This window comes from Pseudomonas fluorescens, from assembly GCF_902498065.1.
GTDB classification, from domain to species: domain Bacteria; phylum Pseudomonadota; class Gammaproteobacteria; order Pseudomonadales; family Pseudomonadaceae; genus Aquipseudomonas; species Aquipseudomonas fluorescens_BJ.
The window spans coordinates 1-15,490 of record NZ_CABVIR010000007.1 but is presented as its reverse complement, the minus strand read 5'-3'; the positions used below and the strand labels follow the sequence as shown (position 1 = coordinate 15,490).

Sequence of the window (15,490 nt, the reverse complement as noted above, 5' to 3'; positions counted from 1 at the left end):
CAGTGCTCTGCCCCGTTGCGGTCTGCGCGCGGTCTGGGGCTGGCTGGGTTGGATACTCATAGCGTCTATTAGCTCTCCCTCTCTCCATTAAGGAGAAGAAGGGAGGGAACAACTATCACTACTTGAGCAACTAGACAATACTGGGCTACTACACTACATCTCCCACTGTAGACTACTTAACCTACTCTCCCTAATAGACAATACTGAGTGCTACTGTAACTACCATCACTACTACACTACTGTTGCTACTTGGGGATTCTCCTATAATGCAACTTAAAGGCTGTGAGACTCTGAAAGCCCCGGTTTATAAGGGCTGTAGCGCTGTGAGACTTTGTGACCAGAATTGGCAATCCGGTCACGTTTGCCGCTGGCCGCTCTGGAATTCGAAAACTGTGGGATTTCAAGTGTCTAACACTGTGAGACTCAGCAACTCTAAGCTACTGGCCACCCTATAATGCAATTCAAAGCCTAAACCCGGTTTGAACCCGTGAGGCCCTGAGAGCGCGCCTGAGGCTCGTTTGCCCGTACCCGTCACATCGTCCTGGGGTTTCATGTGACAGCCGCAAGCGAAGCAGACAGCTCACTGCCCGGAGCTTTAGCAGCACATCGCGCATAACTATCCCGGCGCTTGCCCTGAACCTCTCAGCCCTCGACTAGTAGGACAGCCGCTGTCAGGTGCGATACCGCAACCGTGAAGGCCGGTGATCGGTATTGGCCTGCCCCGTGGATCGATGTAGCGTCTGCGCGCTCTGGTGGCCTTCCACGGTCAACATAGGATCGATCAAGACATAACCCCGCTAGACGGCTTGCAACTGGAATAACCGGTGATGCAAGTGATCGCATGCCCGCGTGTAAATGCTGGGTCTCAAGCTCAAGCCCCCGCGTTACGACTCAGGCAGACTCCTTGGCGCAATGGCGCTTCACGGTCCGCAGAGACAGCCCCAGAGCCTCGGCAACCTCAGATTGACTCATACCCTTGGCACGCAGCTCGCGCACCTGAGACGTGACGTCATCAGCTACAGGACGACCTAGCTTCACACCAGCAGCCTTGGCACGGGCTAGGCCCTCACTGGTACGTTCCCGGATACGGCCACGCTCCATCTCAGCCAGCGCCGCCATTACCTGCATGATGAATCGACCTTCTACGCTGGTCAGGTCTGAGGCTGGCAGGTCGAGCGAGATAACCCGAATGCCCAGAGCCATCAATTTATCGATGGTGGCCTGTACGTCGATGCTGTCACGACCAAGGCGGTCAAGTTTCAGCACTACCAGCGTATCGCCACTCTCTAGACGATCTACCAACCTTGCGAATACTGGACGTTCTGAGGCTGGCACTGAGCCGCTGATAGTCTCGCTGTGTACCCGATTCGCAGGAATGATGTATCCCCGCTCCTTGATCGCGTGCATCTGGTTGTCAGTGGTCTGCTCGGTAGTGGATACCCGGCAATAGGCGTAAGTACGTGCGGTCATGGTGTCACCTCTGGTCTGCCTAGCTGGCATATGGTGCCAAGTAATGGTGACAACAATACGAGTGGTGCCAACAAGTGTCAAAGCCTATTTTGATGTCACCCCTTTACGACCTCATTTTCAGGTGACGACAATCGATCGTTTGATGTCACCGCCTACAACCCACATAGACAGGCACTAAATGACCGGTCATCAGCGGCACGGTCAGCCGTACAGCCCGCCAGAGAACGCACGGCCAACGACAGGGCAAGAGGGTAGACCCGCTGACACCAGCTCGATGCATCGACCGGCAGGCAGGAACACAGCGAGCCACGGACGCACAGACCTTAAGCCCCATGAGACACCGCCTGCATTGAGAGAGACCCTACCCTTGGCGTTGCGTAGAGGCATGCGCGTTTCCAGCCAGAGACAACTACAGCCACAGCTAGCGCCAGAGGTAAGGCATGCTCCTGCCCTCCCCGCTGCTGCACAGGCACACACTGCCCCCCGGCATGGGGGAACCAGCCGCCGCCGCGAGCGCGAGATATGCCTCACGGTTGCAAACCATTTTCGATCCGGGGCCGGTGGTTGCCACTGATAAAAAGCCCCCTGAGTACCTCAGCGATGGTTTCAACGGGAACACCAGAGCCGTATGTATCGAAAGTAATCGTGCCAGAAGCATGACCCATCACAGCCTGAGCATGCGTAGTGGGAACTCCTTTGACCTGCATTAGCGAAGCTAACGAGTGGCGCAACGAATGGAACACCAAGCCTGGCCCATAGGTGTCACCAAGAGCCGCAGGGATTGCTTGTTGATTTGCCCACTCTCCGGCTGTTTTGTAGCCAATCTGAGCTAATGAGTCCGACCCACTGACCTTGCGCGCATCGACATACCGCAAGAATGCTGTGAGGTTGAACCCATAGGCACCGTCAGTCAGTGGCACCAACCGTTCACTGCGTTTGTTCTTGATCGACTTCCCCTCACCTACCTCGTTGATGTGTATAGCCGTGATACCTGAAGCAAGGGTCTGCACGTCACTTACCGTCAACTGTGAGATTTCATTGAGGCGCCCGCCAGTGATGGCACCAAGGCTCAATAGCCAGCGCTTCCATGAGGACTCAGGGAGCGTGTTGGAATAAGTCACCAGCATGCTCACCTGATCCTGTGTAAACGCCTTACGGCTCGACGCAAGGCCCTTAGTGAGCTTCAGTTTCTTATCGTATGACTTGGATATGTGACCGTTTTCAACTGACCATGCGAGGACAGCTGATAGCTTCACGATCAGCTTATTGACCGTTGAGGGCATGCGACCATCTCCAAGACGATCACGCAGCGCGACGAGGTCAGCCCGTGAATGAGTCCGCATATCCAGTTCACCGAGGGCCGCAGAGATGGTGCCGTGGCAAATCTTGGTTTCCTTCAGGGTCGATGCTTTCTGATCTTGCCCACGGTCGGCCAAGTAGAGCGATGAAAGCGCCTCAAAGGTCACTGCTGGGGTGATTACAGATAGGGATAGCGGAGCGCTCTTTGCGGACTTGGGGTAACTGAGCGAGCCGCCCACAGGGCCAGTGTTGCTGTCATGCAGACCACCCCACACCTGCGTGACGTCGCCATCACGTCCAAACTCAAACAGCTCCGCTGAGGCCAAACGGAAATGCTCTTTCAGCTTCCCCCAAGAGGATTCTGGGTTTGCCAAATGGAACGTCCTGACAGACCCCGCGAGCTGTTCTGAAGCGTCTAATGCGTCACGCCTATTGCTGGTCTTGAGGGAAACCGAAGCGTACTCAGTGGTACTGCCAGTAGCCCTGAGGCGTATGTAGTAAATGCCGTTGCGTCTGTAGTGATACGGTTTAGCGAGTCTCGTGGTGGGTCTCGAAGAACCTACAAGAATTGGTACAGGACTTGTAACAGCAGAGCATTCTAAAAGGCGATTCATAAAGGTTTAACCCCGTAAACATTGGGAGAAACCTGTATTCCTTGAAGTTCTGGATGTACTGCCGGGAGGACCTGCGCAAGCTCAAGCGGATTACCCTGTTGTGGGATTACATCCGGGAGGTGACTGAGTTGAATCAGGGGCTGTTGATGGGTGAACGGCGGGACATGGTGTTCACCGACTAATCGGCGCTGACCACAATCGACACCCGGCGGTTCTCGGTTCGACCGGTCGCGGTGTCGTTGGAGGCAACGGGCTCACTGCTGCCAAGGCCTCGTACCTGGATATTCTGCTCTTTCATGCCGACCGCGCTCAGTACTTTGCCGACGCTGTTCGAGCGGCGCAGAGACAGCTGTTCGTTGTAGGTCTCTTTGCCCGAGGCGTCGGTGTGACCATCGACACGAACCCGATCGATTCCGACCCCCAGCAACGCCTTGCCAATGCGCTCGACGATCTCGGTGCTCTGCGGGTTCAGGCTTTCGACATCACTGCCAAACAACACTTTGCCGGACAAGCCAAACGCCCACCCCTCGTCGGTCAACTCGAAACCTTGCTGTTTGAGTACTGCGACCTGTGCCGGACTCAGACCTTTTTGTGGCGCCGTCTGGCAACCGGTCAGTGCCAGCAAGGCGATGAATAAGGGGATCGAGAGAAATCGCAGATTGAATGAGAACACGAAAATCAGCTCCTGGATTGAACATCGGCGACAGGGTGCTCCGACCCTGACGTGTGCTGTGCACCTCTGGAAAAACGTTTGGCCTGGTACATGGCCGCATCAGCAGCATTGAGCAGAGCACCCGGTGTAGCACCATGATCCGGGTACACAGCAATGCCAATGCTCAGAGTAGTCAAAACCTGAGTATGACCCGGCAACGGAATCGGCACGTCCATGCTCGCGATGATTTTATCGGCGATCCGCTCGGCGTCTTCGGTCTTGTTCAGCGGTGTCAGCAGGACAGCAAACTCATCCCCCCCCAGACGCGCCACCAGATCCTCTTCGCGCAATTGAGCACGAACCCGATTGGCGACCGCGACCAACACTGCGTCGCCGGCGGCGTGACCGAAGGTGTCGTTGATTTGCTTGAACCGGTCACTGTCCAGAAACAGCACCGCTACTCGCTCGTTGAGCTTGTTGGCGTTGCGCAGCGCGCGAATCAATCGGCCTTCGAAAAACGCACGATTCGGCAACCCGGTGAGGCTGTCATGACTGGCCTGATGGGCGAGGGTTTCATTCTCGCTTTGCAGGTGAGTCTGCCAGGATTCGAGTTCATCGAGCAGGGCATTGAAGTCATTGCCCAGGTTGTCGAGTTCGGCGATGTCGGCGGGTGGCACACGCAGGTCGAAGGCACGTTCGCTGCGCACGGCGTGCGCCACGGAAGCCAGACTGCGCAGCGGGCCGGTGATCCCGCGCAGTTGTCGGCGAGCCAGATAAAGCGCCACCCAGGCACTGGCGGCGGTGCACAGAACGATGCCCACCAGACCGCTGAGCAAGAAGCGCATCAGGCTGCCACCGTGGCCGATCAACAGGATGCTGCCGATGTCCTGACCTTGGTGGATGATCGGCATGCTGATGGGTTTTTCCAGAAAGGCTTTGGCCATCTGCATTTCGAGATCAGAGAACAATCCGGTTTCGGGCCGCTGCCAACGTGCCAACAACTTGCCTTGCTCGTCCAGCACTTGGGCATCCGCCACTTCTTCGGTAGAGGCGATCAGTGCCAGCGCTTCGGTGGCAGCGGCTTTATCGTTGAACACCACGGCCGCTTCCACGGTGTAGTTGATGGAGCGCGCGATCAGGTGCAGGTTGTGGTCGGCATAAACCCGCAACGCCAGAACGCCGAGCAGCGTCAGCGAGATGCTGGCCATGGCCACGCCGACCAGCGCGACGATCAAATGACCGCGGCCAATGACCGAACGCAAGGTCGGGCGACTGCCCGGCTTGAATAACCTCATGGCGCCGCCGGCTTGCGGCGGGACAGTTGCAGCACACTTGGATGAATTCGCACGCCGCTGCGGGCCACGGAATCGAGGTTGACCTCGAAGGACACTTGTTCATCGCCGACGCGCAAACAGAACAGACTGCCGACGGTGCATTGATCGTCGCTTTCGCTGATGCTCAACACGGGGTGCCCGGTCAGCGAAGCGAACAGCCGGCTGCGCTCTTCGCGGGTCAATTTGCCGATGTACACCGCGTCGCACTCACCGACAATGGATGGGTTGTCGGCGAGCAGGCGGCGTACGACAACAGGTCGGCCCGTGGCCTGGGTGGTGCCCTTGACCAGGTCATCGGTGTATTCGGTGGGGCCAACGACGCACAAACGAAGTTGTGCGGGTTCAACAGGCCAACGGGCATAACTGAGTATCCCGAGTACCACCTGTGTGACGGATTTGGCACGCTGGTCGGCCATGCCTGGAGGGGTTTGCGGTTGAGCGAAAACGAAGCCGCTCAGCAAACAGAGAAAGCCTGCAAGTACGGCTTGCTTGCAGCCAGCGACGCACTCTGTCATCCAGACAGCCACCTTCATGCAGGGATTCTCTTCGATCTTAACGGGAGGGTGCCACAACGATAGCACAGCGTCGAAACACCCGCGAGGCCACGTACGACGGCGCTTTGGACGGTTTCCAACGTCCGGTGCCGTCGCCCTTTATTGCCTCGGCTCGACAGCCTCGTCCAATTCCAGCATCAACCCGCTCAACCGCTTGACCTTGCGCCGCACCGCCTCTTCAAACACTCCCGTCCGCGGTTCGATCAACGTGAACCAGTCCTTCGCTCGGGTTATGCCGGTATAGATCAGCTCCTTGGTCAGAACCGGGTTCAGGGCGTCCGGCAGAATCAACGCCGTATGGGCAAACTCGGAGCCCTGGGATTTGTGCACGGTCATGGCGTACACGGTTTCGACATCATTGAGACGGCTCGGCAGGACAAAGCGCACGCCACCCTGGCCATCATTGCGCGGGAAAGCCACGCGCAAGACCTGACGACCCGCCTCGGGGCCATCGCGCTCAGGCAGCTTGAGGGCAATGCCGATGTCGCCGTTCATCAAACCCAAGCCATAGTCGTTGCGGGTCATCAGCACCGGCCGGCCTTCGTACCACTGCTGATTGCTGTCGATCAATCGGGCCTTGAGCAACGCGTCGGTCACGCGCTGATTCAAGCCCTCCACACCCCACGGCCCTTTGCGTACGGCGCACAGCAGCTGGAAGGCGTCGAAGGCTTGCAACACCTGACGCGCCCAATCGGTCCAGCGTGAATCATCGAGCGAGCTGTCGAGCGGTGGCCGCAGGTGGCGCAGCAGACTGAGGTAATGCCGGTAGCCTTGCGGCCCATCACCATGGCCTTCGAGCAACAAGCGCTCCAGCGCCCGGTCCTGTTCACCCTTGAGGGGCAGGGAAAATACATCGCCGTGGCTTCGAGCCGCCAGCAATTGGCGAGCTTCTTCGGGTTGTTGCCGGTTGACCCAGCGCGCCAGTTGGCCAATCCCGCTGCCCTCGCCGAACCGGCGCGAATGGCGCAGCATCACCACTTGCTGGGCCAGTGGATGAGTCCCGTGAGTGTCTTCGTGCAACCCACTGGCTGCAAGGTTTTCACCACTGACTGTTTCCAGCCATTGACGCGTCTGCGGGCTGTACCAACCGGCCTCGGCGTCGCGGCACAGATCCCCCAGCACGGCGCCGGCTTCCACCGAGGCCAGTTGGTCCTTGTCACCCAGCAGAATCAGGCGGGCATGGGCCGGCATCGCGTCGAGAAGATTGGCCATCATCTCCAGGTCGATCATCGAGGCTTCATCCACAACCAGCACATCCAGCGGTAAACGATTACCGGCGTGATGCCGGAAATGTCGCGTACCGGGCCGACTGCCGAGCAGACGGTGCACGGTGGTAACGTCTGACGGAATTTTATCTCGTACGGCTTCAGCGACTTCCAGCGTCCGGACTTGTTGGCTGATCGATTCCGTCAACCGTGCCGCAGCTTTCCCGGTGGGGGCAGCGAGACGGATACGCAGTGGTTTGCCAGCCTCCACCGCTGGCGCCTGAAGCAATGCGAGCAAGCGCACGACCGTGGTGGTCTTGCCCGTCCCCGGGCCGCCGGTGACGATGCTGAAGGCACTGCGAGTCGCCAAGGCACACGCGAGTTTCTGCCAGTCGATTACCTCGCCAGGCCTGGCCGGACCGAACAGACCGGCAAGACGTTGGGACAGATCGTCCGGCGTTGTTTCGTGTTCGGCCAGACGCTGACGCAGGGCATCATCGATACGCCGCTCATAGGTCCAGTAGCGTCGCAGATAAAGGCGTTTTCCTGAAAGTACCAACGGCCGTTGTTGGGCTGCTTCACTGCTATCGGCTGACAACGCGACCAGATTGCTGGCGGCCAGCACCTTGCACCAATGGGCGCCGTCCAGCGCCTCAAGCAATTGTGATGGCAGCAGCATCGCGCCACTTTGCAGATCGCCTTCCGGTGGCAAGGACAACGCGAAGTCCGGCTCCTTCAGGGTCTCGAACAGGTCCAGGCAGACATGGCCGTGGCCCAATTGATGACTGGTCAATGCCGCAGCCAGCAGCACCAGTGGATCATCGTCGGGAGCGAGTTCGTGCAAGAACGCAACGAAGGCCTTGTCCAGCGCTCGCAACCAGCCACGTTCGACCCAGCGGGTGAGCAACAGCAACAAGTCATCGGCGCGACTCAACGGTGCCAGACTCGCCAGACTTTCCGCTGCCAATGGCGTCGGCAGCAAATCGGCGAAGGTGCGACTCATAGCAGTACTCCCTGTTCCCAGGCGGGTTCGGCCTTGGGTTCTGGCTTGCCCTGGAACAGGCGATCCAGACGCTCGATCAGCGCTCTTGGCGGACGGGCGAAATACACGCCCTGACTGGATGCGCGGGTGCCACGCAGGAACAGATACAGCGCACCACCGACATGCCGGTCGTAATCGTAATCGGCAAGCCGTGCCTTGAGCTGGCGGTGCAGGGCCAGCAGGTACAGCACATATTGAAGGTCGTAGCGGTTGTCCAGAATCGACTGTTCCATGGCTTGCTCGGTATAGGCCATGTCATCGACGCCCAGCCAGTTGGATTTGTAATCGGCGACGTAGTAGCGACCGTCATGCTCGAATGTCAGGTCGATGAAACCTTTGAACATGCCGTTGAGCAGCACCGGTTCGGCGGCAACACGGGCAACGCCGTTGTGGGTGTATTGGCGGACCAGTTCATCAAGTTTGAGCACATCGACTTTATGGCTGGCGAACCAGAATTCCATCTCGACGCGGTACTGGGTCAATTGCTCGAATATCACGGGCGCCTTTCCGGCGCCGATGTGCAGCGGGGACTTGAGCAGGTGCTGCAGCCAATCGCTCAGCGTGGTGATCCAGCCTTCCCAGCCACGACGGTTGCAGCGACGGGCAATGGCGTCTTCTACGGATTGTGGCGTGGCGGCAAAACCTTCGTTACCGGCCCATTCCAGCAAGCCATGGAGAAAGGTGCCGGGATTCGGCCCCCGAGGAAAGCGATGGATATCGGCACCGCCGGCGACCACTTCTCGCGGCGCCTCCGGATCAAGGCGCTCGTCGTCAAACAGCTTTTGCGCTTGCGGATTTTCCGGGGCTTCGCCACTGCCCACGCTCAGGCTGTCGCCAATGCGCAAGGCGCTGTAGGAGGCAATCCACCAGTTTTCGCTGGCCTTGCGCTTGGGGATCAGCGGAGCAAGCAATGTCGCATCGTTCTGCGGCGGGTGGTAATGCTCGGCGGTTTCTTCAGGCATTTCACTGCAGTCCAGCGCCGGACAGTCCTGCTGCAAGTCTTCAAGCCAACGCGTCAAACCCGCTGATTCAGCCAATGGCGCACCACCGCCCAGCAAATAACCCAATGCCGAAAGGTGCAGCACCGAGCTGTTGTTATTGCCGCGTTTGAGGTCCGTAACACCGAGCCAACAGGCATGTTGTGCACGGGTCAGGGCCACATAAAGTAAACGCAGATCCTCGGCCAGTCGCTCATCATCGGCCAGTGCGATCAACTCGGGCGTTGGCTTCAACGTCACTTGAGCCCTGCCGGTCTCGTCGTGGTAATGCAGCGGCAAACGGCTGCCGTCGACCGGCTTCGCCGAACACACGAACGGCAGGAACACCAACGGATACTCAAGCCCCTTGGACTTGTGAATGGTCACGACCTTGACCAGTTGCTCGTCGCTCTCCAGACGCAGGATCTGTTCTTCCCCAGCCTGACCGGACAACGCCAGATGTTCGGATAAATGGCGGATCAGCGCTTGCTCGCCATCGAGTTCGGCAGCCGCTTGTTGCAGCAATTCGGACAGATGCAGCAGGTTGGTCAGCACACGCTCGCCGTCGCTTCGCGCGATCAGTGCCTGAGGTAGCTGGAAGTCATGCAGCAAGCGACGCAGCATTGGCAGCACACCCTGTTTGCGCCAGAGTTCGCGATAACCGCGGAACTGCATGACCCGCGCTTCCCACGCCAACTCGTCCTGATTCAAGCGCTCCAGTTCAGCCAGCGACAGATTCAGCGTGATGCAGGCCAGCGCCGCTCGCAGCGGACGCTCGACATCCGGCTCGGCGCAGGCCTTGAGCCAGCTCAGCAGGTCGTGAGCTTCCTGTGCGGCGAACACCGAGTCCTTGTCCGACAGGTACACGCTGCGCACGCCACGGGTCGTGAGTTCGGCGCGCACCGCCTGGGCCTCTTTACCGTCGCGCACCAGGATTGCAATATCCGCGGGCAGCAAGCCTTTGAAATCCTTGCCATCCTGGATGAAACCCGCCCTGCCTTGTTGCCCGCCATTGAGCAGAGCGGTGATTTCGCTGGCGCAAGCCGCGGCCAGTTGTTGTCGGTAAACGGCGCCAGACAATGGTTGATCGGCGGACAGATGCCAGATATTCAGAGCCGGTACAACCTGACCATCAACATGAAGCACTTCTTTGCGTCCCTGGGAGGCGACCGGCAGGAACGGCACGGGGGTTTCGCCATTTTTTTCACGGAACAGAAATGCACCCCGCCCCGCTTCCCGCGACTCGGCGCGCTCGAACACATGGTTCACCGCATCGACCATGCCATGGCTGGAACGAAAGTTGGTGCCCAGGGTATGCAGCCGGCCAGTGGTGGCCTGACGGGCACGCAGGTAGGTATAGATGTCGGCGCCACGGAAGGCATAAATCGCCTGCTTCGGGTCGCCGATCAGGAACAGGCCGCATTCAGGATTATTGTCCTCGATGCGATAGATGCTTTCGAATATCTGGTATTGAACCGGGTCGGTATCCTGGAATTCGTCGATCAATGCCACCGGGAATTGTTCGCGGATCAGGGTTGCCAAACGTTCGCCGCCCTCGGCTTGCAATGCGCCATCGAGGCGCAGCAGCATGTCATCGAAACCCATTTCCGCGCGGCGACGCTTTTCTTCCTCAAATCGCGCGCCCACCCACTGAGCGGCGTGTTGCAGGACTGCCGCATCAGGGGTCGGCAAACCATCGAGACTGGCCTTGAGGCCAGGCATTGCGTCCAGCCCCGGGTGATTGGGCACCTCGCCCTTTTTCCAGGCCTCAGCCATTCCGTCAGGCGTCAGGCGAGTGAAACCGGTGCCAATATCCAACTGCTCGAGTAATTCATCTCCAGCCCAGGCTTTTATCTTTTCGAACCAGGGTTCGAAATAGCGTGCCTGCATCTTTCGACCGTCGACGCTTTTGCTCGCGACGCCCTCATGACAGATGGCAAGCAACTCGTCCGCCCATTGACGCCAAGGCATTTTGAGTTCGAGCAACGCAGCCCGTCGCTCCTGCAGACACTCGGTGATCAGTTCAACCGGTTCTTTTCCTTCAGCGCTGTTGCGCTCACTGGCGAACAAACCACGAACTCGCGGCAACAGGGCCGCCGGACCGCCCCAATTACCGCGCACCCAATTGAGGGCATCACCTTGCATCGGATAACAAAACAATCGCCAGTAGTCGCGCAGCACCTCGCCGAGCAAATCACTGTGATCGGTTTCCAGGGTCTGGGTAAACAGGCTGCCACTGTCGAACGCGTGTTCGCGCAACATGCGCTGACACCAACTGTGGATGGTCGAGACAGCCGCTTCGTCCATCCACTGGGCGGCGATGTCCAGACGGTTTGCGCATCCGGGCCACTGCTCGGGAAGGTACTGTTCGCGCAGTTCTGCAATCAGGGCATCCGGCGACGGTGTTTCATCGCGAAAAAACCGTGCAGCTTCGGCAAGACGCGTTCGAATACGTTCGCGCAGCTCTTTGGTCGCGGCGTCGGTGAAGGTCACAACGAGGATTTGCGGTGGTAACAGCTCACGCCCAAAACCGCTCGACTCCCCGCCGTGGCCCAAGACCAGTCGCAGGTACAACGCGGAAATAGTGAAGGTCTTGCCGGTCCCGGCACTGGCCTCGATCAGTTGACTGCCGCGCAGTGGAAACGCCAGGGCCAACGGTGTCTGGGAGGTCATGAGCGTGCCTCCTCGCGGGTCAATGAGCGCCAGGAAGCTTCCAGCATCGGCTTGTACAAGGCGTTGCACCAATCGGCGAAGGTCTCATCGGCAATCAATGCGTCATAGTCAGCGAACTGACGCGCGAGCGCAGGACTTTCGCGGCGTTCGCCGTCGGTGGTCAGACCGTCGCCTTCATAGGCTTTGCGAGCGGCGGCGTCGGCTTTGGCTGGATCAGTCTGGGCTAACCATGCAAATGCGGTTTTGACTGCAATGGGTAGCGGTTGGCGCATGCCTGTTTGCCAGGCCATCAGCAGGTCACTCAAGGTACGGAATGCAACGTCCTTCTCCATGGGACCGAGCAGCAGGGTGTCGTCACTGGCCACCAGTGCAGTGGTCATCGCCATTCCACTGGCGCTGGCAACTAGATGATTGACCCATGACCGTGTCAGACGATGCCATTTGCGAGACTTGATAGAACCGATGCTATTGGGAATCGTGGTGATCGACAGTAATCCACCGTCAGCTCGCTGATGCAAACTGCTGAGCCAACCTTCAAGCCGCAGGCCCTGCAGCTCAAGACTCACAGGCAAAGCGCTGGTGAGCGGTGTCGGCCATAAGGCTAGAAGCTGTTGATAGCGCTGCAGCAGATCCGGCAAGGGCTCGATCAACTCCCGCTGCAGACATTCGCCAAAACCCGCCATAGGCAACAGGCCGCTGTTTTGCAGACGTTTGGCCTGCGCCGCCAGAGCCTGATCGGACTGATCCAAGTGCTCCAGCGCGGCGCCGAGCAAACTGTCGCTGAGGCTGTAACGTTGCAGTGCGTCGAGGACAAATGGCTCTTCATCGGCCAAGGGCACTTCAGCCGCTTCAAAGAATACCTTCAGCCGCTGGCTGAAGAAGTGTCGCACCGGGTTACGCAGAAAATCCTGCAGTTGGCCGAGGCTGAGCGGCTCTTCCTGGACATAGGGGGCGAGGATGCCATTATCGGTTACCAACTCAATGCCTTGATGAAGCACCTGCCATTCGCTGGCGTAGCTGAACAAGTCGTCGCCTTCATGGAAATAGCGGGCACTGAAAGGCTGTAATGGGTGCTCTTGAGTCATTGCCTCCAGCAAATTCTCATCGGCATTGTGCAGTCGCCATCCACTGGCCAGATGATCGCGGAGTTGGCCAATCAGCACAGAAGCCGGGCGTTCGCTGTTATCGCGAATGCTGCGACCAACCCAACTGATGTAGAGCTGATTACGTGCTGACAGAAGCGCTTCCAACAACAGATAGCGATCGTCTTCGCGCCGTGAGCGATCACCCGGTCGGTAATCGCTGCCCATCAGGTCGAAGTCCAGTGGCGGTTGCGCACGCGGATAATCACCATCATTCATGCCGAGCAGACAGACCAGCTTGAACGGGATCGCGCGCATGGGCATCAAGGTGCAGAAGTTCACCGCACCCGCGAGAAAACGCTGGGACAAACGCCCCTGATCGAGACCGGCCAGCCAGGCTTCACGAACCACGGTCAACGGCAACTGATCGTGCAAACCGACCGACTCACAGGTCTCAAGCCAGGTTTCACGCAACTCTTCGAGTTGAGCGAGCAAGTAGTCGTCATGCTCGTTACTGGCCTGGAAAAACAACTGCACCAACGCTTGCAGCCTCATCCCCCATTGGTTGGGTGGCGCAGGGCGCGTGAGTTCCTGGTGAGCAATTTCAAGTGCATCCAGGAGCGCCACCAAAGGACCTATCAGCGCGGCATCCAGACCACCAATCTCGTCGTAGGGCTCGATCCCTTGACAGGCACTGGCGCTGCCGACTGCATACCCCAGCAACATCCGCCGTAAACCGAAACGCCAACTGTTTTGCTCCAGTTCCTGCGGCAATCCAAGCCCCGCTCGTTGCTCGGCGCTCATGCCCCAGCGGATGCCAGCGCCTTCGATCCAGCGATGCAGGGTCGGCAGGTCTCGCTCTTCCACACCAAAGCGAGCACGCAATGCAGGAACGTCCAGCAGATCGAGGATCTCGCTGACGGGGAAACGACTGTCGGGCAGTTTTAGCAGGTGTTCGACAGCAATCAGCAGTGGGTCACGACCGCGCTGGCCTTGATCGGCGAGCGTGAACGGAATGAAGCGTGGGTCATGGCGTTCAAGCTGGCCGAATACAGCGCGAATATGTGGCGCATAACTGTCGATGTCCGGGACCATCACGATAACGTCGCGCGGTCTTAAGTCAGGGTCAGCACTAAAGCGTGCGAGCAACTGATCGTGGAGAATCTCTACTTCTCGTTGGGCACTGTGGGCAATGTGAAAACGGATCGATTGATCTGCGTCTGGATCGACTGCTGGCCAGCGTTCGCGCGTTTCATTCAGAGGACGCAATTCGAGGATGTCGTCCTGGAGTTGGTTCAGCAGGTTTTGTGGCTCGCTGTCACTGAACAGGTCAATGCGCCCGTCACGAAACGCCGAGCGATAGCTGTTGGGATCGTCGTAACTGTCCAGCAGGTTGATGTAGTCCCGCCCCTGTTTACCCCAAGCAGCCAGCAGCGGATGGGCATGCTGATGCAGGGTTTGCGGATCCAGCACGACCGGCATACCACTCTTGCGGGCCTGACGTTTGTATTGATGCCGTAACAGATCTTTATCGGCGACGATGTCCGCCCAATGGTGACGACATGGGTTGTGTACGCAGAGCAAAACCTGGCTGAAACGAGCCAACCCGGCGAGAGCTTCCAGAGCCTGAGCGGGAAGCGAAGAAATCCCGAAAACGATAACCCGGGACGGTAATCCGGCGGGCGCTACATCGAGGTTGTTGATGCGCTCGACAAACCGCTGATGGACACCGGCACGACTTTGCGCCATGCCTTGTTCCCCCACATCCAGCAACAACGCACGCCACAATTCCGCTTGCCAGCAGTTGGCCGGGGTCAAGGGTTTCGCTTCACCCCGACCGTTGCGTAACTGATGACGACCTTCAGCCCAGTCTTCAAGCCAGTCGGCTCGGTACACCTGATATTGGTCGAACAGGTCAGCCAGTCGCTCGGCCAATTGATAGCGTTTGCGCAAATCGGTGTCATTGGTGAGAAAGCGTTGCAGAGGCTCGAAGTGTGGCTGATCTATCAACTGCGGAAGCAGTCGCATGAGTCGCCAGGTCAGCGGGGCCTTATCAAGCAACGACTTGGCGGGAATTTCGTCCCGGCCAAGCACCATGCGATAGAGCTGCCACATGAAGCTGCCCGGCAACTGCACGTCGATGGCTGCAGCGATTCCGCAGCCGCCCATATCGTCCTCTTCCGGGTCTTCCGCCAGTGCCAGCTTTAGCCACTGGGCGATACCGTTGCTCTGCACCAGAGCGATTTCATTTTCCAAGGGAGCCAGCGGGTATCGCCGCATCCAGCTGACCACCAGGCTGCGCAACTCGTCCAGGCGGTTACCGTGAACCACCATAAAACCAGCACTGAGGGACGTCGCGTCCGGCATAAAGGCTTCCTTGGAAAAATACAAAAGCTAGGGCCGAACCTTAGCATTGTCGGGAGACTGTGACAGCCGGGAGCTGTCCGGTAATGCTGTACGAACTTTCCTGCGGACAAAACAAAACCCCTACCTGCATACGCAGATAGGGGTTTCGGAATTTAATCTTGACGATGACCTACTCTCACATGGGGAAACCCCACACTACCATCGGCGATGCATCGTTTCAC

At 58.5% G+C, this 15,490-nt stretch carries 8 protein-coding genes and 1 pseudogene; 1 reads left to right on the top strand and 8 read right to left on the bottom strand.

The genetic code is table 11. From position 1 onward, the window contains the following. Window positions 1-891 precede the first annotated feature (891 nt). Both F8N43_RS22070 and F8N43_RS22065 read right to left on the bottom strand, forming a co-directional pair. Entirely contained in the window at window positions 892-1,470 is a 579-nt protein-coding gene (locus F8N43_RS22070) for a recombinase family protein (protein WP_150654368.1), read from the bottom strand. A 527-nt stretch (window positions 1,471-1,997) separates the two neighbouring features. Then, window positions 1,998-3,143: a tyrosine-type recombinase/integrase gene (locus F8N43_RS22065; RefSeq protein ID WP_224787849.1), complete on the bottom strand. Its 1,146-nt coding sequence runs from the start codon at window positions 3,141-3,143 to the stop codon at window positions 1,998-2,000. A 284-nt stretch (window positions 3,144-3,427) separates the two neighbouring features. Here F8N43_RS22065 and F8N43_RS22060 point away from each other — a divergent pair. Further along, window positions 3,428-3,565 (top strand): annotated as a pseudogene (locus F8N43_RS22060) (LysR family transcriptional regulator); the annotation flags it as partial. On the opposite strand, the gene F8N43_RS22055 reads toward F8N43_RS22060, so the two are convergent. From F8N43_RS22055 to recC, 6 genes are all read right to left on the bottom strand, one after another. Beyond that, on the bottom strand, window positions 3,562-4,056 hold the full coding sequence (locus F8N43_RS22055) for an OmpA family protein (protein WP_150640047.1): 495 nt from the start codon (window positions 4,054-4,056) through the stop codon (window positions 3,562-3,564). The pseudogene F8N43_RS22060 and the gene F8N43_RS22055 overlap by 4 nt on opposite strands. A gap of 5 nt (window positions 4,057-4,061) precedes the next feature. After that, on the bottom strand, window positions 4,062-5,330 hold the full coding sequence (locus F8N43_RS22050) for a diguanylate cyclase domain-containing protein (RefSeq protein WP_150634439.1): 1,269 nt from the start codon (window positions 5,328-5,330) through the stop codon (window positions 4,062-4,064). After that, on the bottom strand, window positions 5,327-5,902 hold the full coding sequence (locus tag F8N43_RS22045) for a YfiR family protein (protein ID WP_150640048.1): 576 nt from the start codon (window positions 5,900-5,902) through the stop codon (window positions 5,327-5,329). The genes F8N43_RS22050 and F8N43_RS22045 overlap by 4 nt, the downstream gene beginning before the upstream one ends. Before the next feature lie 120 nt (window positions 5,903-6,022). Beyond that, window positions 6,023-8,131 (bottom strand): exodeoxyribonuclease V subunit alpha, encoded by a 2,109-nt coding sequence (gene recD, locus F8N43_RS22040; RefSeq protein WP_150640049.1) that lies wholly within the window; start codon window positions 8,129-8,131, stop codon window positions 6,023-6,025. Continuing rightward, window positions 8,128-11,820 carry an exodeoxyribonuclease V subunit beta gene (gene recB / locus F8N43_RS22035; protein ID WP_150640050.1) on the bottom strand — a complete coding sequence of 1,231 codons (3,693 nt, stop codon included), beginning with the start codon at window positions 11,818-11,820 and terminating at the stop codon, window positions 8,128-8,130. Before recB ends, recD begins: the two co-directional genes overlap by 4 nt. Next, entirely contained in the window at window positions 11,817-15,269 is a 3,453-nt protein-coding gene (gene recC, locus F8N43_RS22030) for an exodeoxyribonuclease V subunit gamma (RefSeq protein WP_150654367.1), read from the bottom strand. The genes recB and recC overlap by 4 nt, the downstream gene beginning before the upstream one ends. Window positions 15,270-15,490 lie beyond the last annotated feature (221 nt).